This window comes from Cupriavidus sp. GW822-FHT03E04 (genome assembly GCF_058801495.1).
The window spans coordinates 170138-193421 of record NZ_JBXANI010000015.1; the positions used below are offsets into that span (position 1 = coordinate 170138).

A 23284-nucleotide genomic window follows, 5' to 3' on the forward strand; every position below is an offset into this window, starting at 1 on the left:
TCAGGCATTCCGCTGAAGCACGAACTGCATGACGTCGGTGCGGCCTTCGTCGAATCCGGCTTCGCAGTAGCACAAGTACAGGCGCCAGGTACGGATGAAGACCGCATCGAAGCCCTGCGCGGCGACATCATCAAGCCCCTGCTCGAAGGCCGCGCGCCAGCGCCGCAGCGTCTCGGCGTAATCCGGGCCAAACGCCAGCGTGACGCGGCTTTCCAGCCCGGCCCGCAACCCAGCCCTCAGGAATCGCTCGGGGCTGGGCAGCATGCCGCCCGGGAACACGTACTCGCGGATAAAGTCGCTGCTCGCGCGATAGGCCTTGAAGCGCGGCTCTTCGATGGTGATCGACTGCACCAGCGCGCGCGCGCCGGGCCGCAGGCGCTGGTGCAGCATCTGGAAGTAGCCGGGCCAATAGCGCTCGCCCACGGCCTCGAACATCTCGATGGAGACAATGGCGTCGTACTCGCCATCGAGATCCCGGTAGTCGCGCAGCTCCAGCCAGGCGAGCCCTTGCAGACCGGCCTGGGTCACGCGTTGCTGCGCTACCTCAAGCTGTGCGGAGGAGATGGTGATGCCGTGCACGTGGATCCCTTGCCTTGCCGCATGCATGGCAAAGCCGCCCCAGCCGCAGCCCACCTCCAGCACGCGCATGCCGGGCTTGAGGCCGAGCGTGTCGACGATATGCTGGTACTTGGCGTCCTGCGCCGCTTCCAGCGGCCGGGCCCGCTCGCCCTGGAACAGCGCGGCCGAATAAGTCCAGGTCGGGTCCAGCCAGCGCTGGTAGAAGGCGTTGCCCAGGTCGTAGTGCGCGTGGATATTGCGGCGGCTGCCGGTACGGCTGTTGGGGCGCAGCCGGTGGCGCAGGCCATACCACAGCCGCGCAAGCCAGCTGCCGACCACGGTCTGCGGCAGCGCGGACTCATTGCGGATGGCCAGGCGCAGCAGCGCGGTGAGGTCCGGCGTATCAAGCCAGCCTGCGCGGTAGGCTTCGGCAAAGCCGATGTCCCCGGCGCGCAGGATCTCGGCACAGGCACGCCAGTCGCGCAGTTCCAGGCGCGCGCCGGGTCCGGCATGCGGATCGCCAAACAGGCACTGCTCACCCGAGGGCGCGACCAGCAACAGGTGGCCAACGCGGATGCGCGCGAGCAGGGTTAAGAAAAGACGGGCTGACGCAGGGGCACCGTCGGGCGGCAGGGTTAGCGCGCGAGAGGGCGTCATGGCTTGTTTTCCTCGAACTGCGACAGGTTGGCGGAGGGGTTGGGGAAACTGGTCGGGCCGGGGGGATCCGCACCGGGGCCTGGGTCTTTGCCGCGGAACGGCACTTTCTTCAGCCACAGGCGCAGTGCCTGCCAGTGGATGCGCGCCATCACCGACACCGTGAGCCAGGGCTGCCTCGCCAGCGCACCCAGCACATTGGCGCGCGAAAACGGCAGGCGGCGCCCGCCGATCGCGGTACGGATCACGAGGCCCGTGGCGTCGTAGTAGTCAATGCCGGCAAAGCTGGTGCCGCCGGTATCGCGCAGGCGGAACGCATAGCTGCCCTCGACCACGCAGAACGGCGACACATGCAGCGCCTTGTGGCAGCTCAGCACGGTGTCGGGGCCGATTGCGCAGCGGTCGGGCGCGCACAGCAAGTAACGGTGGCTGGCGCCGAAGGTGTTGTTGACCTCGGCCAGCACCGCGCGCAACTGGCCGGCGCGGTCATGGCAATGCCAGAAGCTCACCGGGTTGAAGGCATAGCCGAACACGCGCGGGAACGTCTGCAGCCAGATCTCGCCGTCAGCCGGCAGGTTGGCCTCGGCCAGCAGCTTGCGCATCCACGCGGCCAGGTCGCTGCCATCGCGCGGGCCGTAGTCGCGCGTGGCAAGCGACAGCGGCGCCCAGCGGTCGATGCCGAACCACCAGTGGCGCAAGGCAGGCAGGCGGTCGAGATTGCAGCGCAGGTAGAACACCGGATACACAAAGCGGTGGCGTGCGGGGCGCAGGCGTTCATGCATCACGCGGCCAAGTAGCAACCACGCGGGCGGCGCGTCGGCGGGGCTGCTGGCGAGGTGGTCTTCCATGCCGCTCATAGCCTGGCCCAGTCTGGGAGCACATCGAAATCGGCGGCCACGCGCAGCGCGGACTTGAGCCCGTCCTCATGGAAGCCGTAGCCCGTCCAGGCCCCGGCAAACCAGGTGCGGCGCCGGCCCTGCAACGCGGGCAGCGCGGACTGCGCCGCCACGGCGGCCAGGTCAAAGACCGGATGCTGGTAGTGGTAGCGGCCCAGTTCCGTGCCGGGCGCTGGCGCGGTGACGGGGTTGAGCGTCACCACCACCGGGGTCTTGAAGGGCAATGGCTGGAGCTGGTTGCACAGGTAGCTCACGCAGACCGGGCGGGTGTGGCCGGCATGATCGTGCGTGCCCGGGCCCGCATCGTGGGTGCCAACGGCACCGCCCAGGTAGTTCCAGGCTGACCACACCTTGCGCCGGCGCGGCAGCAGGGCCGGATCGGTATGCAGGATCGCCAGGTTCGGCTGGTACTGCACCGCGCCAAGCGTATGGCGCTCGCCGGGATCCGCGTCCGCCAGCATGCGCAGCGTGGTGGGCGCGTGGGTGGCCAGCACCACCGCGTCGAAGTGCTCGGGGCCATCTTCGGTCAGCAGGTCAACGCCGCGCTCATGCCTGCGGATGCTGCGCACGGGCGTCGATATCCGGATGGCGGCATCGCGCTGCGCCAGTTGCGCGGCGATCCGCTGTACATAATCGCGCCCGCCGCCCTGCACCGTTTTCCACTGCGGCCGGTTGTTGACCTGCAGCAAGGCGTGGTTGAGGCAGAAGCGCAGGAAGGTGGCGGCAGGGAAACGCAGGATATCGGCGGTCGCGCTGGACCAGATCGCCGCCGCCATCGGCAGCAGGTAGTTGTGGCGAAACGGCTGGCCATAGCCGCCGTCGAGCAGCAATTGGTCCACCGAGCAGCCGCTCCGGATGGCCAGCGCCAGGTTGCGCTCGGCGGCACCGTTGAAGCGCACGATATCGCGCAGCATCGACAGGAAGCTGGGCGAAAAGAGGTTGCGGCGCTGCGCGAACACGGTGTTGAGGTTGCTGCCGGCCCATTCCAGCCGGCCCTGGTCCAGCGATACCGAGAACGACATATCGGTGGGGTAGGCCGTGACCCCAAGCTCGGCGAACAGCGCGATCAGGTTGGGATAGGTGCGGTCGTTGAACACAAGGAAGCCGGTGTCCACGGGATGGCGCGCGCCCTCCAGCTCGACCTCGACCGTGTTGGTATGCCCCCCCAGGTAGTCACCGGCTTCAAACAATGTGATGTTGTGCCGACGCGACAGCAGATAGGCGCTCGCCAGGCCGGAGATGCCTGCGCCGACCACGGCGATGCGCTGGCCGCGCGGATAGGTTCCGGGCGCGCCGCTCATGCCGGTTCCTGGCTGGCGAGCGCGCGCTCGCCAATAGCGCCAGCCCTTGTGGCAGCTTGACTGGCAGCGGTTGCAGGGCGGCAGTGCTGGGGATTTCCTGAATTCGACATCGCGTTGCCTGGATGGGTGCTAAGATGGTTTCGTACCGTGTTGGAAAAAAGATTACTACATAGTAGCGAGATTTACTAATGAGTATTTTCGGCAGGCTGAGTTTCAAGGACCAGGCTTTCAAGCTGCGTGAGGACGCGATCCTCGATGCGGCGACCCGCATCCTGGCTGGCAAGGGCTTCGACCTGATGACCATGGACGACGTGGCGCTGGAGGTTGGCATCTCCAAGCCCAGCCTCTACAAGCACTTCAAATCCAAGGAGGACCTGGTCGGCGAAGCGCTGATCCGGCTGATCGACGGCGCGCTCGAGTACCTGGAGCAGCTCCCGGGCGATCTCACGGGGCTGGCGCGCCTGCGCGCCTTGCTCGAGTGGGCGCTGCGGGTACGCCTGACCGGCGGGCTGCCGTTCCTGCCATCCACCAGCCCGCATGTGCGCGAAATGCTCACGCGCAACCTGCGCTACGTCACGCGCGTGCTCAAGCTCAACCGGCAACTGGAACAGCTCGTGGCCGAGGCCAAAGCGGCGGGCGAGCTCGACCCGTCGCTGCCCGACGAGGTGATCCTGTTCAGCTATTACGCGCGCACTTGCGATCCGGCCGTGGAGTACCTGCAGCTGTACAGCAAGCTGGGCACCGACGCGATCGTCGAGCACATGCTCAAGGTCAGCTTTGAAGGGATGCGTAGTCACTTGTAGGCGGGCGCGGGCAAGCCGCGCGCTGGGGTCCTGATGCCTACATGTACGGTGCGCAGCGGGGATTGGATGCGCGCCGGCAGCGCCCGGCCCGGGGAGGCGGGCCTAGTCGAACTCGACGTAGAATTCGCCGCGCGGCCCGTCAAAGCCGACGCGTGGCACCTTGCCGTGTTCGCGGCTGGAGCGGGCCAGGGCGCGGAGCTCGGCCTGCCGGGCGGGCTCGCGCAGGCTGCGGCGGGCCTTGGTGCTGATCTCCACCGGGCCACACTGAGGGTTGTCGCAGTCGTACCGCACCCATTGCCCGTAGCTGCCTCGACGGGCACGGGCTGCGGCCTGGGTGCCGCAAAGCGGGCAGTATTCTTGTTTTTCCTTCATCGCCGTCAATGGTCTTAAAGGGGAGGGGGGCAGGGGCGGGAAAATCGGTCCAGGCACCATGCTGCCTCGCTGGTAGCAACGCAAAGTCAAATTGAAACATGGCCAGCCACGACGCCAGGCGGTCAACGTGCTGACAGACTTTGCATACAAGTCTGCGCAGTTCGCGATCGTGGTGCTGCCCCTCTTTAGAGGGGATCGATTGTCCGAGGGGCGCACTGGGACGCGGTGAGCGCGCCTCCAGTGGGCGAATGGCGCGGCTCAGCTCGTGCGATAGGCATCCAGCCGGTTGTAGAGCGTCTTCAGGCTGATGCCAAGCGAGTGCGCAGCCTGCCGCTTGTCGCCGCCAAAGCGCGCCAGCGTGGCCAGGATGATCTCGCGCTGGGCGTCGGCCAGCGAGGTGCCGATGCGCACGTTGACGAAGCCGTCCAGCGTGGCCGGCCGTGGCGGTTGGGTGGCGATATTGGGGTTGACGATGTCGATGACGCGGTCGGCCAAGATAAAGGCGCGATAGATGGTGTTCTTCAGTTCGCGCACATTGCCGGGCCAGCCGTAGTGCCGCAGCCGTTCCAGCGCCGTGCCGGAGAACACCTTGTCGGCGCCCTCCATGGCGTTGAATTCCGCCAGGAAGTGCCTGGCCAGCTGCGCGATATCCTCGCCACGCTCGCGCAGCGGCGGAATGTGCAACGGGAAGACCGCAAGGCGGTAAAGCAGGTCCTCGCGCAACTGGCCAGTGCGCACCGCGTCGACAGGGTCGCGGTTGGTCGCGGCGAGGATGCGCACGTCGCACACGATCTGCGTGTCGCCGCCCACGCGGTGGAAGGTGCGCGTCTCCAGCACGCGCAGCAGCTTGATCTGCATGTCGGGCGCCATTTCCGTGACTTCATCCAGAAACAGCGTGCCGCCCCGGGCTTGCTCGAAATACCCGGCCTTCTGCTGCACGGCGCCCGTGAAACCGCCTTTCTCGTGGCCGAACAACTCCGACTCGATCAGCGTGGGGGATATCGCCCCGCAATTGACCGCGACGAACGGGCCGGCCCGGCGCGCGCCGCGGTCGTGCACGGCGCGGGCTACCAGCTCCTTGCCGGTGCCGCTTTCTCCCACCGCCAGCATCGTGACTTCCGTGGCGGCCACGCGGTCGATCTGCGCGAGCAACTGCTGCATGACGGGCGAAGCGCTTTGCCATAGCAAGGCCGAGGGACCCTGTACGGCGCGCCGCGGCGCGCCGCATGCCGGCGAGGCGGGAAGGGAGGCGGCGGGCGGGTTGAGGCTTGTCATCGAGTGCGGCATGGGGGCGTGATCGCCTATGGCCGGGTCGGCGGGAGGTGCGTCGGCGGTGGGGCAATCTGGGGGCAGTTGAGCTAATCCTAGCGCGTGCTTTGGCTTGAGGCCACTGTTTTGAACGGTTCCTGCGCCAATGCGTGCCGGCGCGTGGCGTTGTCAGACAGACACTGGTACCGCTGCGGCTGGCGCCCGCATAAAATTGGTTGTATCCCCGGATTAACCTTGGCGCCAGGACGCACTACCGCCCTATGTTCTGACATAAGGCCAGGACCGTGCTTGCCGTGGCAGCCGGGTGATACGGTGCCGATACGGAGAACGATGCCCCACATCCTGATCGTCGACGACGATGAAAATACTTGTGCCGCACTGTCCGAGATCGTGGCGGCCGAGGGCTTCACGTCCGCCACCGCAGGCGACTTGCGCGAAGCCTGCCTGCAGATCGGCTGGCAGGTGCCGGACGTTGTGCTGGCCGACCTGAAGCTGCCCGACGGCAGCGGCATGGACCTGTTCAACGAGGTCGGCACCGCCGGCGTCGAAGTGATCCTGATGACTGGCTACGCCAGCGTGGAATCCGCCGTGGACGCCCTGCGCCGGGGCGCCACCGATTACCTGGTCAAGCCGATCAACGTGACACGCCTGCGCACCGTCCTGAAGCGCATTGCCACCACCGGCGACCTCAAGGCGGAAATCCATTCCCTGCGCGACGAACTGCGCCGCTATGGCCGCTTTGGCCGCCTGCTTGGCAGCTCCGAGGCGATGCAGGTGGTCTATGACCAGCTCAGTAAGGTCGCGCCCACCGAGGCCACGGTGCTGCTGGTGGGCGAGAGCGGCACCGGCAAGGAGCTGGCCGCGCAGACCTTGCACGAACTCTCGGCGCGCCGGCGTCAGCCCTTCCTGGCCGTGAACTGCGGCGCGATTTCCTCCACGCTGATCGAGTCCGAGATGTTCGGCCACGAGCGCGGCAGCTTTACGGGTGCGGAGCGCCAGCACAAAGGCTACTTCGAGCGCGCTGACGGCGGCACGCTCTTTCTCGACGAAATCACCGAGATGCCGGTCGAGTTGCAGGTCAAGCTGCTGCGCGTGCTGGAGTCCGGCGCCTTCATGCGCGTTGGCACCAACCGCGAGCTGCATGCCGATGTGCGTGTGGTGGCCGCCACCAACCGCAATCCGGAAGAGGCGGTAGCCGAGGGCAAGCTGCGTGCCGACCTCTATCACCGGCTCAACGTGTTCCCGATCGAGCTGCCGCCGCTGCGCGCGCGCGCCGACGACGTGGTGCAGATCGCTAACACGCTGCTGGAGCAGATGAACGGCGAGCATGGCACGCAACGCCGCTTTGCCCCGGCGCTGCTCGATAGCCTGCTGCTGCATGCATGGCCCGGTAATGTGCGCGAGCTGCGCAACTTTGTGCAGCGCGCCTATATCATGGCCGACCAGGATCTCATTGCCGATGCGCACGTGCCGCTGCAGGTGGCAGCGACCAATACGGCCGCCACCGCCATGGTCTCGGTGCCAGTGGGGATGTCGCTGGCCGAGGCCGACCGCCAGTTGATCTTCGCCACGCTGGAGCAGTGCTCCGGTGTGAAGAAGCACGCCGCCGAGATACTCGGCATCAGCCTCAAGACCTTGTATAACCGCCTGGAAGAATACGCCTCAAGGGGTGAATTGCCCGAGTCGCTGCGCGCCAACGGCACGAGCACGCCGCCGGGCAGCACCACGGCGCCGAACTAGCTTGTGCCGCGTGCCGCCAGCGTTCCTGGGACGTCGCCGCTGGATCGGATACCAAAAGTTGGCCGGGTGCGTGCCCGGATTACGGTTTCGCGCTACACAGATGCCATCCATTGGCGTGCGCGGTATGGTTATTGCATGACAACCGGGCGAGCATGCAGCCCCAAAAGGTATCCATGTCGCAGCAACACCATCCTTCAGAAGGCCCCGATGCATCGGATCGTCCCGCGACCGTTGAACCCAGCGAGCCGATCCAGAGCGGCGCCGAGGTCGCCACGTTGATCAGCCAGGTGGCGCATGACCTGCGCTCCGCGCTTAACGGGGTGCAGAGCTGGGCCTACGTGCTGGACCACACGCTCGACACGCCTCCCGCCTCCGCGCAGCGGGCGCTTAGCGGCATCCGCACCGGCATGCAGCAGCAACTGGCGCTGATCGAACACATGGAGGAGGCGGTGGCGCTGCTGGCCGACGACAGCTCGCCGCAGTGGGAGCGCGTAGACCTGCTGGCCGCATTGCAGAAGGCGACGGACGAGGTACGCCCGGTGGCCGAAGCGCGCGGCGTCATACTGGCCGCAGCGGGCGTGGACAGCGCTGCGGATCAGCCTGGCGACGGCCTGCTGATCGACGCAGACACGCGTCGCCTGGATCCGCTGCTGCGCAACTTGCTGGTGCATTGCATTCACCATGCGCGCAGCGCCGATACCGTGGAGACGCACCTCAAGTTCGAGGCGGGGCGGATCCGGCTGCGCATTACCGAGAGCCGGGCGCCCACCGGCGCACGCAGGGAAGAGCGCATTGCCGTGCTCTCCGATTTCTTCCGCCGGCGCAAGGCCCAGGGCGGCAACTCGGCGCCACGCCAAGGCACTGCGCTGCTGCTCGCCAGGCGGCTGGTGGAAACGCATGGGGCGCACATCGAGGCCGAAGGGCAGGGGTGTTCGACCGATAGCGGATCGGTGTGCATTACAGTGAGTTTTCCGCTGCATGCCACGCCGCACGAAACCCATTGAGCACGTAGTTTTTACCGGTTGCAGCATAAAGTGCATGGCGCCTGCGAAATGCCGTTTTCAGTTTGGCTTCGAAGCCTCACGCCCGCTGCGGCGGCGGGGGCCTGTCGCCTGGCGGCGGATCGCTCACGGGCACGGGCGGATCGGGATCAGGCACTTCCGGGGGAGGAACCTCCGGCGGTGGCGGGTTTTGATCAGGCTCGGGCGTGATATGAAAGTGCATCTGCATGCTCCATCTCCGAAAAATCAAGATCGGGGGGCAGCCGGCTCCCCAAGTTCTTCCAGCATCCGCGACAACACCTCCAGGTCCACCGGCTTCACCAGATGTTGGTCAAAACCGGCTTCGTTGGTCCGCTGCCGGTCGGCTGGCTGGCTATAACCAGTCAATGCCACCAGCCGCACATGCTGCAACTCGGGGATGGCACGCAGCCGTTGCGCAATCTCGAAGCCATCCATTGCCGGCATCCCGATATCCAGCAAGATCACATCGGGCTGCGCCTTGACCGCGCGCACGATCGCGGCCGGCCCGTCGATGGCGGTCACCACCGTGTGTCCCATGGCCTCCAGCGTGAGCGCCATGGCCTCCAGCGCATCGATGTTGTCGTCTACCACCATAACCGTGCGCGGCGTGCCGAGCGGGGAGCGTAGCTTGCCCACTTCGGGCTGCCAGCTCTGCCACGGCTGCGCGGGCAGCTCCACCACGAAGGTGCAGCCCAGGCCCGCGCCCGCGCTCTGCGCGTGGACAGTGCCGCCATGCAGCTTGACCAGCTTTTGCACCAGCGACAGCCCGATGCCCATGCCCTCCTGCCCGGTGGTGCCGCGGGGCTTGTCGCCGTAATGCGCGGTGGTTGGGTCGAAGATGGCTTGCAGCGCCTGCGGCGACAAGCCGGGGCCGTTGTCCCGCACCCGGACCGTGAGCAGCGTACCGTCGCTGGTGACTTCCAGCGCGAGCTGGCCGTCCGGCTGGGTATAGCGCGCCGCGTTGTGCAGCAGGTTGCTGAAGATCTGCGTCAGCCGCACCAGGTCGCCGCGTACTGGCATTGGCCCCTCGGGCACGCTCAACCGCAGCGAGTGGCCGCGCGAATCGATCAACGGACGCACGGCTTCCACGGCGGTGCTCAGCGCGGTGCGCAGCTCGACCAGGTCGTCGCGCAGCACGATCCGGCCCTGGGTGAAGCGCGAGATATCGAGCAGGTCGTCCACCAGGCGGGTCAGGTGATGCAGCTGCCGGGCGATGATGTCGCGCGCCTTGAAGGTGTCCTCGCGGCTTGGCGCGCAGCGCATCAGCAAGTCGGCGGCGCTGCGCATCGGTGCGAGCGGGTTGCGCAGTTCGTGGGCCAGCATGGCGAGGAAATCGTCCTTGCGGCGATCCTCGTCCAGCAGCATGCGCTCGGCGCGCTTTTGCGGAGTGATGTCCTGGCAGATGCCGGCCACGCGATAGAACACGCCGGCCGTGTTGGAGACCGGGAATGCGCGCGCGCGGACCTCGCTGACTTCGCCGTCGCCTCGCTCGAGCCGGAATTCCGCATCCATATGGCCGTCGCGCAGCATGGCATCGAATGCAGCCTCCATGCGCTCGCGGTCCTCGGCGTGCACGCTGGCGAGCCAGTTGCGCGGGTTGTGCTTGAGGTCTTCCACCGGGCGCCCCCAGAGCTGGGCGAACGACGGGCTCATGAACAGGAACTGGCGCTCGGCGGGGTCCAGGATCCACAGCGCATCGGAGAGATTCTCGGCCAGCTGGCGGAACAGTTCCTCGTTCTCGCGCAGCGCTTGCGACGACTGGCGGGAGGCCTCCTCGGCCTTGCGCATGCGCAGCAGGGCATTGATGCTCGACACCAGTTCTTCCGCGTCCACGGGCTCGATCAGGTAGCTGTCGGCGCCGCCATCCAGGGCCTGAACCCGGTGGCGCGATTCGGTCAGCGCGGCCGAAGTCTGCAGCACCAGCGTGCTGGCGGTCTCGGGATCGCTCTTGATCAGCCGGCACACTTCCAGTCCACTGATGTCGGGCAGCTTCACATCCAGCAGCACCAGGTCCGGGGCATGCTGGCGCACCAGCGACAGCGCGGCCTGTCCGCTCGCGGCCTCCAGCACGGAGAAGCCCGCGCGCTGCAGGATGCGGCCCTTGACGTAGCGAGCCCCGTCGCTATCGTCCACGTTGAGGATCAGCGGGCGCCTGGCGTTGATGGGAGAGGGCAGGATGTTCATGGCGAACTCAGCGAAGTGGCGTATCGAAAGGTGCTGTGTGGCGTGCGCATGCGGGGCAGTGAGCGGGGATCGTCAGCGTGAAGGTGGATCCCTTGCCAGCCTCGCTTTGGACGTGGATGTCGCCGTTCAGCAATTCGGCAAGCTGGCGGCACAGCGGGAGGCCCAGGCCCGTTCCCTTGGCCCGGTGCTGCAGCGGGTTCGCGATCTGCGCGAACTCCTCGAAGATCACCGGCAGGTGTTCGGGAGCAATGCCGATGCCGGTGTCCGCAACCGTGAGCACCAGCTGGTCGGTGGCCGGGAGGTAGAGGGCGCTCACACGCACCTCGCCGCGCTCGGTGTACTTGAGCGCGTTGGAGACAAAGTTGCGCAGGATCTGCGCCACCTTGCCCTCGTCGGTACGCAGTGACGGGACGTGGTCGACGGCGCCGATCACCAGTTCCACCTCGGCGCTGTGCTGCAGCGGGCGCATCATGCCGCGCAGCGCGCTGAAGGTACTGTCCAGCGTGAATTCGGTGACGTGCACTTCGGTCTTGCCCGAGGCGATCTTCGCCAGGTCGAGCAGGTCGTCGACCAGCTGGCTCAGCGCCTCGGCGGAATGGCGCACCATCGTCACCTGATGCACCTGCTCGGCATTGAGCGGGCCATCGGTCTGGTCGAGCAGCAACGTGGACAAGGCGCGGATCGAGCTGAGCGGCGTGCGCAGTTCGTGGCTCACGTTGGAGAGGAAGCGGCTCTTGGTTTCGTCCGCCACGCGCAGGCGGTCGGCCCGATCATCCAGCTCCGCGTACAGGGCCACCACGCCACGGTTGGTGTCCGCCAGCTCGTTGGCCAGCAGCTCGAGCTCGCGCTGGCGGGCGGCCAGTTCGTGCAGCGTGCCAGCCAGCTCGCGGTTCTGCTCGCGCAGCTCGCTCGCAAGCAGATCAGGCGAGCGCTCCAGGCAGCGCCCGGAGATGGCGGCCAGCGCGGCTGGCGCAGGCTCCGCCGCGGCTGGCGGCAGATGCCGGCGAATGGCGAGACGGGGTTGCTGGCTTGCCTCGGGGTCAAGCGACCAGGTGTCGGCCAGCGCCACGGCATGCAGCAGCGCCTGGCCCGGCGGGTCGCCCGCCAGGGCCTCGCCCCGCAGCATGCGTGCCAGCGTTGAAATGGCGGAGGGCGCCGCGTCGACGACGATGGCGAGTTCGCGCGCCGCCTCGTTGCGGCAATCGCCGCGATCCAGTTCCGCGCGCAGCGTGCGGGGCTCGTCCATCGCCAGCAGCAGGCGCGCAAGTTCCGACACCGTGGTGGCGATGGCCGTTTGCTCGATCGCGGAGAAGCCAAGCTCGGCCGCGGCGTTGCGGGCGGCCTGGCGCGCCACCACCACGTCGGTGTCCGCGCGCAGGGTGATCTGGAACAGCGGGAGCTTCATGGCAAGGCTCCCTGGCCAGCAGCGGCAGCCGAGCCCGGGGCGCTCAACGGGCCCGTCCACGCGTGGCATTCGCTGTTGCGGCGGCACACGATCACGGTGACGTCATCGCGCCCGCGCGCGAAATCCCGGTACAGCACCGCCGCGATGATGGCCGGGTGCCGCGCGTTCAGACCCGGATAGTTGTCCAGGTCCCAGTGCGTGCCCAGGCCATCGCTGTGCAGGATCAACAGCGTGTCGGGCGGCCACGGTGCCTCCACTTCAGTCACCTTGCGTATGGCGTAGCCGACGATGCCGTTGTGCGAAATCAACTGGCGCCGTGTCCCCGTGCTGCCCAGCGTCCCGGGCGTGACCACGCAAGCGGCGATGTTGCCGATGCCTGCAAAGCGGATCCGCCCCGGCGCCGTCTCGATGCGGGCTACCGCCATGGCCGCGCCGCGCGTGGCCCGCAGTGCCGCATGGGCGTGCCCGATCAGCACCGCGGGGGCCACGAAGGCATGGGCGGCGGCAACCCGCTTGGCGGCCTCGGCGGCGCGCGCGGCATCGGGGCCGTGGCCGAGCCCATCGGCCACCGTGAGGCTGGATAGCTCGTGCGCCGAACTCACGTGCCAGCCGTCGCCGCACTCGGTCTCGCCGGCAATGGGCACGCACACTGATCCCACCGAGATCGCCGGCAGGGCTGGTGGCGCTGGCCGGTCGGAGGGGGAGAGCGCCATGCGCAGGACCGTGCCTTTGCCGGGCGCGCTGTAGATATCGAAGGCGGTGGCGAGCCGGCTTATTGCCCCCAGCCCGTTGCCGGCGGTGCCGGTCGTGGAAAAGCCGTCGCGCAGGCTGGTGCTGAGGTCGGGCATGCCAGGGCCGCGGTCGATGGCGATCACCTCCACCTGCGGCGCGGCCGGCCCGGCAACTTCTTCCTGCAAGGCACGGATCAGCAGTTCGCCATCCCCGCCGTGCTTCAGGATGTTGGTTGCTGCCTCGGAGACGGCGATGGCCAGGCGGCCCGTGGCCACCTCGCCAAAGCCACAGCGGATGGCCAGCTCGGTGACCGTGCGGCGCGCCTGCGCGACATGGCTGGCTTCCTGGATCGAGGCTCTAATCTGCATGATGTTCTCCCGCATTCAGAACACGCCGTAGCGGGCGATGGTCACCGTCGTTCCCCGGCCCGGCGCGCTATCGATCTCGAAAGCGTCGGATAGCCGCCGTGCGCCACCTAGGCCAATGCCCAAGCCGCCGCCGGTGGTGAAACCGTCCCGCAGGGCCGCCTGCACATCGGCAATGCCAGGACCCTGGTCGATGAACCGCAGCTGCACGCCGCGCCGCGCGCCCGCCGTCACCGGCAGGACCTGCGCGGTGCCGCCGCCGCCGTAGAGCACCATGTTGCGCGCCAGCTCGCTCGCCGCGGTGACCAGCTTGGTCTGGTCGACCAGGGACATGCCCTGTGCCACCGCCGCTTCGCGCACCAGCTTGCGCAGCCGCACCACGTCCTCGCCGGTGCGCAACGGCATGTTCTGCGCCGCCGCATGGCTCTCGGGCATAGCCTGCTGAAGCAAGGGCCTCTGGGCCGCGAAAACGCCGTCGTGCGGGTTCATGCGCCGGCCTGCAGCAGGGCCATGCCGCGCTCCACGTTCAGCGCGGTGCGCACCCCATCCAGCGGGACCCCGAGTTCCACCAGGGTGATCGCCACGGCGGGCTGCATGCCGACGACCACGGTCTGGGCGTCAAGCACGCGCGCAATGGCGGCGGTATTGCCAATCATGCGGCCGATGAACGAATCCACCAGGTCCAGTGCTGAGATGTCGATCAGCACGCCCTTGGCGCGGTCCTTGACAATGCGCTCGGAAAGGTCCTCCTGCAGCGTCAGTGCCAGCCGGTCGTGCATGTCGACCTGGATCGTCACCAGCAGCAGGCTGCCCATGCGAAGAATTGGAATGCGCTCCATATCCGTTCGTCCGTTGCGCGCGGCTAGTGCCGGGCGGCACTGGTAACGGCGCCCCCGGTACGCTTGAGCGCGACGCGGAACGCATCCGCCAGGGTGGCCTTGGTGGTGACATCGGCCAGGTCCACGCCGAGGTGGACAATGGTCTGCGCAATCTGCGGGCGAATGCCGCTGATGATGCAATCCGCGCCCATCAACCGGGCCGCCGCCACGGTCTTCAGCAAGTGCTGCGCGACCAGCGTGTCCACGGTGGGCACGCCGGTGATGTCGATGATGGCGATCGAGGCGCCGGTATCGACGATCTTCTGCAGCAGATTCTCCATCACGGTCTGGGTCCGCGCGCTATCCAGCGTGCCGATCAGCGGCAGCGCCAGGATGTCGTCCCAGAGCTGCACCACGGGCGTCGACAGTTCCATCAGTTCGCTTTGCTGCCGCGCGATGACCTCTTCGCGGCTGGCCTGGTATAGCGTCGTGGTGTAAAGGCCGAGCTGATCCAGCAGGGCGCTGGTCGCCCAGGTTTCGTCCGCCAGCCGGACCGGGTCCTGGGCCAGCAGCTTGCGCAAGCGCACGAAAGCCAGCTGCTTGAGCGAGAACACGAACATGGCCGTATCAGCCGGAGAGAAGCCTTCGCGGGCGCGGCGGCGCGAGATATCCGCCAGCACGCCGCGTACGCGCTCCCATTCCGGCTTGCTCAGGTCCGCAGTGGCGCCGGCGCGCAGCGCTTCGCGCAGGCCGTGCAGGAAGCGCTGGGACTGGTCGCGCAGCTCCGCTTGCGCCAGGCGCTGCCCGCCCGGCAGGGCAAGCTGCTGCGCTACCCAGTCATTCAATAGCGCCTCGGGTTCGTTTGTAAGAACGCTTGTAAGAACGACTAGGGCGTCAGGGCCCTGATCGGTATTTTCTGCATGTAGCGTTTGCGCCACGATTCTCCCCCTTGATATGCCGAAGGCTGCGTTTCCCCTTGGCCGGCAACGGTTTGCGGGCGATGCCCAGGAGCCGGCGGGCCTGGCTCGTGCCGCCTGGTGGCCCGGATGGAGGAAATGGCGCAAAAGCCGTGCCCACGTGCAGGACCCTGCCACAGGAAGGCGCCGGGCGGCCCGGATTGCCAGGCGCCGCGCGCGCGGCCATACTGAGCGCTCAGCAGTGTCCGTGCCAGAACGATCCCGAAACGATCTCCCCAGACATCGATGCGCCAAGACTCTCCCGATTCGCCAGCCAGTCCCCCGCATGGCCATGACCACGATCACGGCCACGGCCACGGCGGCAGCACGCTCTCCGAGATGGACCTGCGCGTGCGCGCGCTGGAATCGCTGCTGGTGGAGAAGGGCTATGTCGACCCGGCCGCGCTGGATGTCCTGATCGAAGCCTACGAGCAACACATCGGCCCGCGCAACGGGGCGCGCGTGGTCGCCAAGGCCTGGGCCGATCCCGCCTACAAGGCGTGGCTGCTGGCGGACGCCACCGCGGCCATCGCCTCGCTCGGCTTTACCGGCCGCCAGGGCGAGCACATGATCGTGCTGGAGAACACGCCCGCCACCCACAACATGGTGGTCTGCACCCTGTGCTCCTGCTATCCCTGGCCGGTGCTAGGACTGCCGCCGGTCTGGTACAAGTCCGCGCCGTACCGTGCCCGGGCGGTGATCGATCCACGCGGCGTGCTGCGCGATTTTGGCTTTACGCTGCCGCAGGCGGTGCAGATCCAGGTGTGGGACTCCACCGCCGAGCTGCGCTACCTGGTGCTACCCATGCGCCCGGCCGGCACCGAGAGCTGGAGCGAGCAAGCGCTGGCGGAGCTGGTGACCCGTGACGCGATGATCGGCACGGGGCTGCTGCCGGACGTGACCACGCCGGCAACGGCAGGGGAGCCGCAATGAACGGTGGCCAAGACCTCGGCGGCATGCAGGGTTTCGGCCCGGTTCGCCCGGAACCCGATGAGCCGGTATTCCACGCCGGCTGGGAGCGCCGCATGCTCGCGCTTACGCTCGCCATGGGTGCGCTCGGCAAGTGGAATATCGACACCATGCGCGCGGCTCGTGAAAGCCTGCCGCCGGCGCAGTACCTTGGCAGCAGCTACTACCAGATCTGGTTCGAAGGCCTCAAGGCCATGCTGGTCAAGACCGGCATGGCCAACGCGGAAGAGATCGCCAGCGGCGCATCCACCGCGCCGCCGCTGCCCCTCGCGCGCATCTTGAGCGCGGATCAGGTTGCCCCGGCCCTGGCGCGCGGCACACCCAGCGCCCGGCCCGCGCCGGGAGAAGCCCGTTTCCAGGTGGGCGACCGGGTACGCACCCGCCAGATGCATCCTGCCGGCCACACCCGGCTGCCACGCTATTGCCGTGGACGGCAGGGCGAGATTGCGGCTGTGCATGGCGCCCATGTATTCCCGGACGCCAGCGCCGCCGGGGCCGGCGACCAGCCGCAGTGGCTCTACACCGTGCGCTTTGCCGCCACCGAGTTGTGGGGCTCCGACACCACCGCGGCCTCGGTCTGTGCGGATTGCTGGGAGTCCTACCTTGACCCGGCGGAGGTGGCCCATGGCTGATCCGGCGCCAACTTCGCCCTCGCCCGCAAGCCTGCTGGCCATGCGGGCAGCACTGCCGGCACTGCCTTGCGACAGCACCGGACCGGTGTTCCGTGAGCCGTGGGAAGCACAGGCCTTTGCGCTGGCGCTCGCCCTGCATGAGCGCGGCGCCTTTACCTGGACGGAATGGGCGGCCACCCTGTCGCAGGTCATCCGCGAAGCCCAGGCCGGGGGGGATCCCGACAACGGCGAGCATTACTACCGCTTCTGGCTGACCGCGCTGGAGCGGCTCGCCGCGGCCAAGGGCCTGGTCGACGCCAGCGCGCTGCTGGACCGGCGTGACGCGTGGGACGCGGCGGCCCGGCGCACGCCCCACGGCCAGCCGATCGAGCTTGGCTGAGGCGCCAAGGCGGCCGGTCTGAGCGCGACTTTCAGGCCAAATACGAGCCGCCGGCGGGCGCCCGGCCACTTGCCCGCCAGCGATCCGGCCCCGCTCGTGCTACCGTAGCGGACTAGACGCTATCAAGCGCCCCGATGCCGCGCCGCCAAGGCCGGCGCAACACTCCGACTGACATGAACGACACAGAGATCCAGCTGATCGGCTCGGCCCGCTTGCCGACCCGATTTGGCGAATTTACCGCCCACGCCTTCAAGGGTGCCGTTTCGGGCATCGAACACCTTGCGCTGAGCGTTGGCGACATCACTGGCGAGGCAGTGCTGACCCGCCTGCATTCCGAATGCCTGACCGGCGACGTTTTTGGCTCGTGCCGTTGCGACTGCGGCGAGCAGCTCGACCTGGCCATGAAGAAGATCGCCGAGGAAGGCCGCGGCATCCTGTTGTACCTGCGCGGCCAGGAAGGGCGCGGGATTGGCCTGGGCCACAAGATCCGCGCCTATGCGCTGCAGGACGGCGGGCTCGACACGGTCGACGCCAACCTGGCTCTGGGCCAGGAAATCGATAGCCGCAACTACGCCTTTGCCGCCGACCTGCTGCATCAGTGGGGCGTCAAGTCGATCCGGCTGATGAGCAACAATCCCAAGAAGAAGCAGGCGCTGGAAGCCGCAGGCATCAAGGTGGTCGAGCAGATGCGTCATATCGTGCCGTCCAACGCCGAGAACGAAAAATACCTGGAGACCAAGCGCGAGCGCATGGGGCACCTCCTGGATTGACGCCGGGCGGCAAGCCAACGGCGGATTCCGGCCCAAGCTACGAAAAGCGCACAAAACCGAGAAAAGAACCGGTGTATCCGGCTACACTTTCGCATCGTTGCCACCATCAGCCCTCAGCCGGTTCTCAACATGCTTGCCCAGATTCAACGCAGTTGCGGTGAAAGCGCGATGCGCCTGCGCCGGGTGCTTGCCAGGGAAGTCCATCTCGATATCCGCCAGCCCGCCCAGGTCAAGCGCATCCGCCTTCTGGGGTGGCTCGCCTTTACGGGCTACCCGGCGTTCTACCTGATCTGGAAATTCTGGTTTCCCCAGCCTTACGAGAGCCTGGCCCTGCGGCTGGTGGCCATGGTCATGTGCCTGCCGCTGATCGTCTCGCGCGACCTGCGTGACAAAAAATGGCTTCCTGCACATTTTTTGGCGACCCTGACGTACAGCCTGTCGTTTTTCTTCGTCTACATGTATTTGATGAATCACGGCAACCTGGTGTGGTCCCAGTCGCTCGTGATCGCCGTCATCATCCTCTTCAACTTCAGCGGCTGGCTGGGTGGCGCCACCTCCCTGGTGGTGGGCACCGCCCTGGCGTGGCTGGTCTACAACTACGTGACGCCGCCACCCGCCGCGATGCTGGCGGTGAACTGGCCGGTGGAGCTGCCGATCATCGGTTTCACCATCTGTACCATCGCTGTGCTGAAGATTGACCAGCGCATCCTGATCCAGGAAAAGCTGGACGGCATGGCGATTGCGCTGGGCACGGTGGCCCATGAGCTGCGTACGCCGATCCGCAGCATCGGCTCCACGGCGCTCGGCATGGGCCGGTACCTGCCGGGGCTGATCCGTTTCTATGAGGAAAACGAGACGCCGGAAAACTCACTGCACCTGCCGCGGGCCCATTTTGGCCTGCTCAAGGACGCGTTGCCGCGGATCCAGCTGGAGGTCGACCGCATGAACCACGGCATCGACGTGCTGCTGGTCAATGCGCGCGCCAAGTCCCTGCACGGGCCCAGCGAGGTTTTCCTTCTCGGCCAGGCCGTGGAGGAAGCGATCTCCCGCTACCCCTTTGAAGCCAGCCAGCGGGAGCTGGTGCGCGTGGATCTGGAAGAGAATTTCCTGATTCACGCGGACCAGAAGCTGATGGTCATGGTGTTGTTCAACCTGATCAAGAACGCGCTGCACGCGCTGGCGCGGGCAGGGCACGGCGATATCCGGCTGCGGCTGGAGCGCGGCACCCGGCGCAACCGGCTGATCTTCCGGGATACCGGCACCGGCGTGCCGGAGCGCGAGCTGCCGTCCATCTTCAAGCGTTTCCACACCTACCCGCGCAATGAGGGCACCGGCATCGGCCTGGCCTTTTGCCGTGAGACGCTCGAGGCCTGGGACGGGCGCATCCATTGCAGCTCGGTCGAACACGAGTACACGGAGTTCGTCCTCGAGTTCCCGCTTGCCAAGCCGCGCCCGGAGGGCGACGGCGCGGCAAGCTGAGCCTGCATCAGGCCGCGCCGTGCAGCGCTTCGAGGCTGGCTTGCAGCGTGGCCTGCATGGCCATCGGCGGGCGCGCCACCAGCGTGCGCGGCTTGCGCTGCGTGGAACGCCAGCCGGCCAGGTTCACCTCATCGCGGATTTCCGCGCAGACCTGGATCAGGCGCTCGATTTCCACGGCGGTGAGGTGGGCATGCATGGTCAGCCGCATCAGCGCGCGGTCCCGCGCGGTGGCCGGCGCGCAGAACACGGCGCCAAAGATCCCGCGTGACTGCAAGGCATTGCGCAGCACCAGCGTCTGCTCCTCGGTGCCAGACTCCAGCGCGATGATCTGCTCGGATCCTGCCGAGACGTTGTAGCCCAGCCCGGACAGCGCTTCGCGTACCTGAGCCGACACCGCATGCAACTGCCTGCGGCGATCGTTCGCCCCGACGATGAAATCCGCTGCGGCGTCGAACCAGGCCAGTTCATGGCTGAGCAGCCCCGAACTGAAAATAGCCGGGCGCGATTCCGCAGCGAAATACCCCTTGAACGACGACGGGCACGTCACCAGCCCCGCGCGGCCGCCAAATGCCTTGGCCAGGCTGGCTGTCTGGAAGTGGACCCGCTTCGACAGTCCGAGCTGCGCCACCAGGCCCGCGCCGCCGGGGCCATGCGTACCAAGAGAATGTGACTCATCAACTACAATCACACTACCGGTACGCTCCGCAACCTCCACGAAATCGGTCAGCGGGCACAGGCTGCCATTGGTGCTGTAGACGGAATCCACCACGATGATGCCGGGGCCCTCCTTACGGATCTGGCGCTCGGCGTGCTCCGCATCGTTGTGCATGAACGGCACGGCACGGGCGCGCGCCGCGTGGGCGCCTTCCCACAGCGACATATGGGCCAGCATGTCCAGGTAGACCGGCGTGCGCTCGTTGGCGATGCTCTGCAGCAGGCCCACATTGGCCACCCAGCCCGACTGGCAGAGGATGCTGTCCTCGGCGCCGCTGAACTGCGCCAGCTTGCGCTCCAGCCGGCTGGTGGGGTTGTCGCCGTACTGGAACACCGCCGACATCAGCAGCTCGCTCTCCGGCCCGCGCATGGCGGCCGTCTGCGCGCGCACCAGCTTGTCTTCGCCGAGCAGGCAAAGATAGTCGTTGCTGGAGAAATGCACGGCGTCGGGCCCCGGTTGCCGGCCGTGCAGCAGGTGGCTGCCGCCCCAGCGCTTCTGTACGCGTTCCACCTCGTGGCCCGCCACCCGCGTGGTGACAAAATCCGGCCAGGCAGCCACCGTGGCGGCGGCCTGATGCGACGTACGGCTAGCTTGCAGGCAACCCGAATCCATATTGCTCATTACAACCCCCTTGAAGTACTCCGACTAAAGAAAATGGCCGAAACGGCCGATAAAGGTCGAGGCAACACAGGTGCATCCCGCGTCCTTTGTTTGCAATATAGGTTCCGGGGCGGAATGCAGCCTGCTGCATGTCTGATGTTGCGCCGACAAGCTATTCTGACGCGTGTCCGGGAATTCGCCTTGTTCCGTAGCAGACAAATGGCGCGGCGACGCCACGCCTAGATGTGGGCCAAGGCTTCGGCGGGCAAGCCGGCAGGCGGCAATGCGGCGGCCAGCGGCGCGCCGGCGGCGCGCGGGCTGGCCATGCCTTGGCGCAAATATTCTGTGGGGGCGTGGCCCAGCACGCGGCGGAACATGGTCGAGAAGGCCGCCGGGCTGTCGTAGCCGAAATCCAGGGCAATGCGCGTGACGGCGTCGCCGGCGGCCAGCCGGGACAAGGCCAGGACCACGCAGGCGCGCTGGCGCCATGCCGAAAACGCCATGCCGGTCTGCTCGCGGAAAAACCGGCTGAAGGTCCGGCTGCTCATGTGCAGCACCAGGGCCCAGCGTTGCGGCGAATCATGGGTGTCGGGCTGCCGGAGAAAGGCGTGGCATAGCGGCGCGAGCCGCGCATCGCGCGGCAGCGGAATATGCAAGGGCAGCGCCGTCATGCCCGCGATCTCATGCAGCAGCAGGGCGACCAGCGCGCCGTCCCGGCCGTCGGGATCGTAGTGCGCCGGCATCTCCACCGCACCAATCAGCAACTGCCGCATCAAGGCCGATATCCCCACCACCTGGCACGTATCGCCCGGCCCCGGCACGGCGCCGGGCTCGATATACAGGCTGCGCGTGCTGACGCCCAGCATCGTCACCTCATGCGCCATCCCCGGCGGAATCCACACCGCGCGCTGCGGCGGAACGATCCAGTTGCCATCGTGCGTCGCCACATGCATCACACCCGTCGCGCCATAGAGCAGCTGCGCGCGGCGATGGGCATGGCGCGGCAGCAGGTAGCCCTCGGGGTAGTCGGTGCCGATCGCAACCACGGGCCTGGGCACGTGGTCGTAGTCGTCGATGCGGACGTTGCGCATGGAAGGAAATGGCGGCGGAAGGGTGGAATGGCCGAAACACAAATATTATTGTCCAATCTTCGAAAGTTGGCCATGCCAACCGCACGTATCGTGGGCGCACCTGGAACCCACTCCGCCTTTGCGATGCTCTATCTCCTTTTTGTCCTGTTCGGCTGCCTGACTGGCTTGACCACTGTTTTGTTCGGCTTCGGCGGCGGGTTTGTGGTGGTGCCTTTGCTTTACCGCGCATTGAGCGCCGCCGATGCGCATGGGCCAGGCCAGTCCGCCATGCATATTGCCGTCGCGACCTCAACGGCGGTGATGATCCTGAGCGCCTCGCTCGCCACGCGCAAGCATCGCCTGGCAGGCAACATCCTGTGGTCCTATGTGTGGCCGCTGGGGGGATTCATCGGGTTGGGCGCCATCATGGGCGCCGGCGCCGCCACGCTGGCGAGCAGCGACGTGGTTCGCCTTGCCTTTGTGGCCTACCTTGGCGTCACGCTGCTGGATTGCCTGGCACGGCGCGGATTTCTCGCGCGCGCCGGGCAGGACTCACCGCAGCGGCTCGGGCAGGCGCAGACGGTGGCGGGCGGCCTGGCGATCGGCGCAGTCGCCACGTTCCTCGGCGTGGGGGGCAGCGTCATGACCGTGCCCCTGCTGCGCCGCCGCGGCCTGAGCATGGCGCAAGCCACGGCGATGGCGAACCCCTTGAGCCTGCCGGTTGCCGTGCCGGGCACCCTGGCCTATGTGGCCATGGCGTGGTACCAGCCGGTGGCGCTGGGCAGTGGTTATCTGGGGTACATCGACCTCGCCGCATTCGGCTTGCTATCGATCGGCGCCCTTGCCGGCATCCGCCTTGCCGCCCCGCTGGCCGGGCGCATCCCCGACCGCGTGCATGCGCGCGTCTATCTCGGGCTGCTGGCCCTGGTGATGGTCAGCATGATGTTCAAGTAAGCGCGAGCCTGGCGCCGGCCGCTCAGGCCATGACCCGCGCAGCGTCCGTGCGCGCCCACCAGCGATGCTCGCCCACGGCTTCCAGCAGTGCATCGTGCTCGGAGGCCCCATCCTTCTTGGCGAGCACCACGCCAGGGCCGGCAAAGCCGCCGTCGATCCCGGCTGCGCGCGCGGCGGCGGCAACCAGCATCGCGCCGGTGCCACCCGCGCCGATCGGCTTGTCATGCTTGTAGGCCTCGCAGATGAAGAGCACGGCAGCGGGGTCGGCCTGCAGCGCATCGACATCGCCTTGCGGCACATGGACGGCATCGAACATCACGGAACCCACCGAGGAGTGTCGGCCGGAAACAGCAGCAAAGACTGATCCAAGGCAGATAGCGTGCCAAGGGCGCATCGGCATGCACAGGCGCGCTCAGGCTGGTCCTTGCCAGGCAATGCCGGGCAATGCCGGGAAGGGCACGTGGAATTTTCATGGGGATGTCAATTGTGCCGGCAACTGTCTGCGGCTTGCCCCCATGTCCGCGGGGCTGCTGTAGGCCAGCACCGACAAACCGTCGCGCCTTCTCCCTACAGCCGGCGGGGCCGCCCTTTCGTAATGTGGAGGGGTGGCAAGGCAGGGCGCATCGCAGCGCCGACGCCAA

At 67.2% G+C, this 23284-nt stretch carries 23 protein-coding genes; 9 read left to right on the plus strand and 14 right to left on the minus strand.

Going from position 1 to position 23284, the window contains the following annotated elements; genetic code table 11:
• From AC1RQC_RS22930 to AC1RQC_RS22940, 3 genes are read right to left on the minus strand one after another with little or no spacing between them, the layout of a single operon-like run.
• Entirely contained in the window at positions 1-1215 is a 1215-nt protein-coding gene (locus tag AC1RQC_RS22930; RefSeq protein ID WP_492884741.1) for a class I SAM-dependent methyltransferase, read from the minus strand.
• The gene (locus AC1RQC_RS22935) at positions 1212-2060 is read right to left on the minus strand and encodes a DUF1365 domain-containing protein (protein ID WP_492374223.1); all 849 of its coding nucleotides are present in this window, start codon (positions 2058-2060) and stop codon (positions 1212-1214) included. The genes AC1RQC_RS22930 and AC1RQC_RS22935 overlap by 4 nt, the downstream gene beginning before the upstream one ends.
• A 5-nt stretch (positions 2061-2065) precedes the next feature.
• Positions 2066-3409, minus strand: a complete 1344-nt coding sequence (locus tag AC1RQC_RS22940) for an NAD(P)/FAD-dependent oxidoreductase (RefSeq protein ID WP_492807395.1) — start codon at positions 3407-3409, stop codon at positions 2066-2068.
• Positions 3410-3597: 188 nt separating this feature from the next.
• Between AC1RQC_RS22940 and AC1RQC_RS22945 the strand changes: the two genes are divergently transcribed.
• On the plus strand, positions 3598-4212 hold the full coding sequence (locus AC1RQC_RS22945; RefSeq protein WP_492374221.1) for a TetR/AcrR family transcriptional regulator: 615 nt from the start codon (positions 3598-3600) through the stop codon (positions 4210-4212).
• A 102-nt stretch (positions 4213-4314) separates the two neighbouring features.
• Here AC1RQC_RS22945 and AC1RQC_RS22950 read toward each other — a convergent pair whose 3' ends face one another.
• Together AC1RQC_RS22950 and AC1RQC_RS22955 are read right to left on the minus strand one after the other, a co-directional pair.
• Positions 4315-4584, minus strand: coding sequence for a hypothetical protein (locus tag AC1RQC_RS22950; RefSeq protein WP_150984521.1), 270 nt, complete (start codon positions 4582-4584; stop codon positions 4315-4317).
• Between the two features lie 258 nt (positions 4585-4842).
• Positions 4843-5859 (minus strand): sigma-54 interaction domain-containing protein, encoded by a 1017-nt coding sequence (locus AC1RQC_RS22955; RefSeq protein WP_492826575.1) that lies wholly within the window; start codon positions 5857-5859, stop codon positions 4843-4845.
• Between the two features lie 324 nt (positions 5860-6183).
• Between AC1RQC_RS22955 and AC1RQC_RS22960 the strand changes: the two genes are divergently transcribed.
• Positions 6184-7593 (plus strand): sigma-54-dependent transcriptional regulator, encoded by a 1410-nt coding sequence (locus tag AC1RQC_RS22960; protein ID WP_492826577.1) that lies wholly within the window; start codon positions 6184-6186, stop codon positions 7591-7593.
• Between the two features lie 173 nt (positions 7594-7766).
• A complete protein-coding gene (locus AC1RQC_RS22965) occupies positions 7767-8597 on the plus strand; it encodes a sensor histidine kinase (protein WP_492375278.1) in 831 nt (276 codons plus the stop codon).
• A gap of 243 nt (positions 8598-8840) precedes the next feature.
• Here AC1RQC_RS22965 and AC1RQC_RS22970 read toward each other — a convergent pair whose 3' ends face one another.
• The 6 genes from AC1RQC_RS22970 to AC1RQC_RS22995 are packed head-to-tail and all read right to left on the minus strand — an operon-like array spanning position 8841 to position 14964.
• On the minus strand, positions 8841-10799 hold the full coding sequence (locus tag AC1RQC_RS22970) for a hybrid sensor histidine kinase/response regulator (RefSeq protein ID WP_492807399.1): 1959 nt from the start codon (positions 10797-10799) through the stop codon (positions 8841-8843).
• Positions 10800-10806: 7 nt separating this feature from the next.
• Positions 10807-12204: a sensor histidine kinase gene (locus AC1RQC_RS22975; protein ID WP_492884743.1), complete on the minus strand. Its 1398-nt coding sequence runs from the start codon at positions 12202-12204 to the stop codon at positions 10807-10809.
• Positions 12201-13304 carry an ATP-binding protein gene (locus AC1RQC_RS22980; protein ID WP_492884745.1) on the minus strand — a complete coding sequence of 368 codons (1104 nt, stop codon included), beginning with the start codon at positions 13302-13304 and terminating at the stop codon, positions 12201-12203. The genes AC1RQC_RS22975 and AC1RQC_RS22980 overlap by 4 nt, the downstream gene beginning before the upstream one ends.
• A 15-nt stretch (positions 13305-13319) precedes the next feature.
• On the minus strand, positions 13320-13736 hold the full coding sequence (locus tag AC1RQC_RS22985; RefSeq protein ID WP_492884747.1) for an ATP-binding protein: 417 nt from the start codon (positions 13734-13736) through the stop codon (positions 13320-13322).
• 50 nt (positions 13737-13786) lie between these two features.
• Entirely contained in the window at positions 13787-14140 is a 354-nt protein-coding gene (locus tag AC1RQC_RS22990) for an STAS domain-containing protein (protein ID WP_492375273.1), read from the minus strand.
• Positions 14141-14163: 23 nt separating this feature from the next.
• Positions 14164-14964 carry an STAS domain-containing protein gene (locus AC1RQC_RS22995; protein WP_492884749.1) on the minus strand — a complete coding sequence of 267 codons (801 nt, stop codon included), beginning with the start codon at positions 14962-14964 and terminating at the stop codon, positions 14164-14166.
• Between the two features lie 357 nt (positions 14965-15321).
• Between AC1RQC_RS22995 and nthA the strand changes: the two genes are divergently transcribed.
• The 5 genes from nthA to AC1RQC_RS23020 all read left to right on the plus strand — a co-directional run bounded on the left by nthA (position 15322) and on the right by AC1RQC_RS23020 (position 19304).
• On the plus strand, positions 15322-16008 hold the full coding sequence (gene nthA, locus AC1RQC_RS23000) for a nitrile hydratase subunit alpha (protein ID WP_492375271.1): 687 nt from the start codon (positions 15322-15324) through the stop codon (positions 16006-16008).
• The gene (gene nthB, locus AC1RQC_RS23005; protein ID WP_492375270.1) at positions 16005-16676 is read left to right on the plus strand and encodes a nitrile hydratase subunit beta; all 672 of its coding nucleotides are present in this window, start codon (positions 16005-16007) and stop codon (positions 16674-16676) included. Before nthA ends, nthB begins: the two co-directional genes overlap by 4 nt.
• On the plus strand, positions 16669-17055 hold the full coding sequence (locus tag AC1RQC_RS23010) for a nitrile hydratase accessory protein (RefSeq protein WP_492375269.1): 387 nt from the start codon (positions 16669-16671) through the stop codon (positions 17053-17055). The genes nthB and AC1RQC_RS23010 overlap by 8 nt, the downstream gene beginning before the upstream one ends.
• A gap of 173 nt (positions 17056-17228) precedes the next feature.
• Complete coding sequence (gene ribA, locus AC1RQC_RS23015; protein WP_043355124.1) at positions 17229-17825, plus strand: GTP cyclohydrolase II; 597 nt, start codon at positions 17229-17231, stop codon at positions 17823-17825.
• Positions 17826-17954: 129 nt separating this feature from the next.
• A complete protein-coding gene (locus AC1RQC_RS23020; RefSeq protein WP_492375268.1) occupies positions 17955-19304 on the plus strand; it encodes a sensor histidine kinase in 1350 nt (449 codons plus the stop codon).
• A 7-nt stretch (positions 19305-19311) separates the two neighbouring features.
• Here AC1RQC_RS23020 and cqsA read toward each other — a convergent pair whose 3' ends face one another.
• Together cqsA and AC1RQC_RS23030 are read right to left on the minus strand one after the other, a co-directional pair.
• Positions 19312-20640 carry an alpha-hydroxyketone-type quorum-sensing autoinducer synthase gene (gene cqsA / locus AC1RQC_RS23025; RefSeq protein WP_492375267.1) on the minus strand — a complete coding sequence of 443 codons (1329 nt, stop codon included), beginning with the start codon at positions 20638-20640 and terminating at the stop codon, positions 19312-19314.
• A 218-nt stretch (positions 20641-20858) separates the two neighbouring features.
• Positions 20859-21710, minus strand: a complete 852-nt coding sequence (locus AC1RQC_RS23030) for an AraC family transcriptional regulator (RefSeq protein ID WP_492375266.1) — start codon at positions 21708-21710, stop codon at positions 20859-20861.
• A 123-nt stretch (positions 21711-21833) separates the two neighbouring features.
• On the opposite strand from AC1RQC_RS23030, the gene AC1RQC_RS23035 reads away from it, so the two are divergent.
• A complete protein-coding gene (locus AC1RQC_RS23035; RefSeq protein ID WP_492375281.1) occupies positions 21834-22643 on the plus strand; it encodes a sulfite exporter TauE/SafE family protein in 810 nt (269 codons plus the stop codon).
• A 22-nt stretch (positions 22644-22665) separates the two neighbouring features.
• Here AC1RQC_RS23035 and AC1RQC_RS23040 read toward each other — a convergent pair whose 3' ends face one another.
• Entirely contained in the window at positions 22666-23043 is a 378-nt protein-coding gene (locus AC1RQC_RS23040) for a hypothetical protein (RefSeq protein ID WP_492807413.1), read from the minus strand.
• Positions 23044-23284: the final 241 nt, after the last annotated feature.

Bases quoted from the DNA above. Each gene is read 5' to 3' on its own strand.
- AC1RQC_RS22930 (WP_492884741.1), bottom strand. From the start codon at position 1,215: ATGACGCCCTCTCGCGCGCTAACCCTGCCGCCCGACGGTGCCCCTGCG.
- AC1RQC_RS22935 (WP_492374223.1), bottom strand. From the start codon at position 2,060: ATGGAAGACCACCTCGCCAGCAGCCCCGCCGACGCGCCGCCCGCGTGG.
- AC1RQC_RS22940 (WP_492807395.1), bottom strand. From the start codon at position 3,409: ATGAGCGGCGCGCCCGGAACCTATCCGCGCGGCCAGCGCATCGCCGTG.
- AC1RQC_RS22945 (WP_492374221.1), top strand. From the start codon at position 3,598: ATGAGTATTTTCGGCAGGCTGAGTTTCAAGGACCAGGCTTTCAAGCTG.
- AC1RQC_RS22950 (WP_150984521.1), bottom strand. From the start codon at position 4,584: ATGAAGGAAAAACAAGAATACTGCCCGCTTTGCGGCACCCAGGCCGCA.
- AC1RQC_RS22955 (WP_492826575.1), bottom strand. From the start codon at position 5,859: ATGACAAGCCTCAACCCGCCCGCCGCCTCCCTTCCCGCCTCGCCGGCA.
- AC1RQC_RS22960 (WP_492826577.1), top strand. From the start codon at position 6,184: ATGCCCCACATCCTGATCGTCGACGACGATGAAAATACTTGTGCCGCA.
- AC1RQC_RS22965 (WP_492375278.1), top strand. From the start codon at position 7,767: ATGTCGCAGCAACACCATCCTTCAGAAGGCCCCGATGCATCGGATCGT.
- AC1RQC_RS22970 (WP_492807399.1), bottom strand. From the start codon at position 10,799: ATGAACATCCTGCCCTCTCCCATCAACGCCAGGCGCCCGCTGATCCTC.
- AC1RQC_RS22975 (WP_492884743.1), bottom strand. From the start codon at position 12,204: ATGAAGCTCCCGCTGTTCCAGATCACCCTGCGCGCGGACACCGACGTG.
- AC1RQC_RS22980 (WP_492884745.1), bottom strand. From the start codon at position 13,304: ATGCAGATTAGAGCCTCGATCCAGGAAGCCAGCCATGTCGCGCAGGCG.
- AC1RQC_RS22985 (WP_492884747.1), bottom strand. From the start codon at position 13,736: ATGCCCGAGAGCCATGCGGCGGCGCAGAACATGCCGTTGCGCACCGGC.
- AC1RQC_RS22990 (WP_492375273.1), bottom strand. From the start codon at position 14,140: ATGGAGCGCATTCCAATTCTTCGCATGGGCAGCCTGCTGCTGGTGACG.
- nthA (WP_492375271.1), top strand. From the start codon at position 15,322: ATGCGCCAAGACTCTCCCGATTCGCCAGCCAGTCCCCCGCATGGCCAT.
- nthB (WP_492375270.1), top strand. From the start codon at position 16,005: ATGAACGGTGGCCAAGACCTCGGCGGCATGCAGGGTTTCGGCCCGGTT.
- AC1RQC_RS23010 (WP_492375269.1), top strand. From the start codon at position 16,669: ATGGCTGATCCGGCGCCAACTTCGCCCTCGCCCGCAAGCCTGCTGGCC.
- ribA (WP_043355124.1), top strand. From the start codon at position 17,229: ATGAACGACACAGAGATCCAGCTGATCGGCTCGGCCCGCTTGCCGACC.
- AC1RQC_RS23020 (WP_492375268.1), top strand. From the start codon at position 17,955: ATGCTTGCCCAGATTCAACGCAGTTGCGGTGAAAGCGCGATGCGCCTG.
- cqsA (WP_492375267.1), bottom strand. From the start codon at position 20,640: ATGAGCAATATGGATTCGGGTTGCCTGCAAGCTAGCCGTACGTCGCAT.
- AC1RQC_RS23030 (WP_492375266.1), bottom strand. From the start codon at position 21,710: ATGCGCAACGTCCGCATCGACGACTACGACCACGTGCCCAGGCCCGTG.
- AC1RQC_RS23035 (WP_492375281.1), top strand. From the start codon at position 21,834: ATGCTCTATCTCCTTTTTGTCCTGTTCGGCTGCCTGACTGGCTTGACC.
- AC1RQC_RS23040 (WP_492807413.1), bottom strand. From the start codon at position 23,043: ATGCCGATGCGCCCTTGGCACGCTATCTGCCTTGGATCAGTCTTTGCT.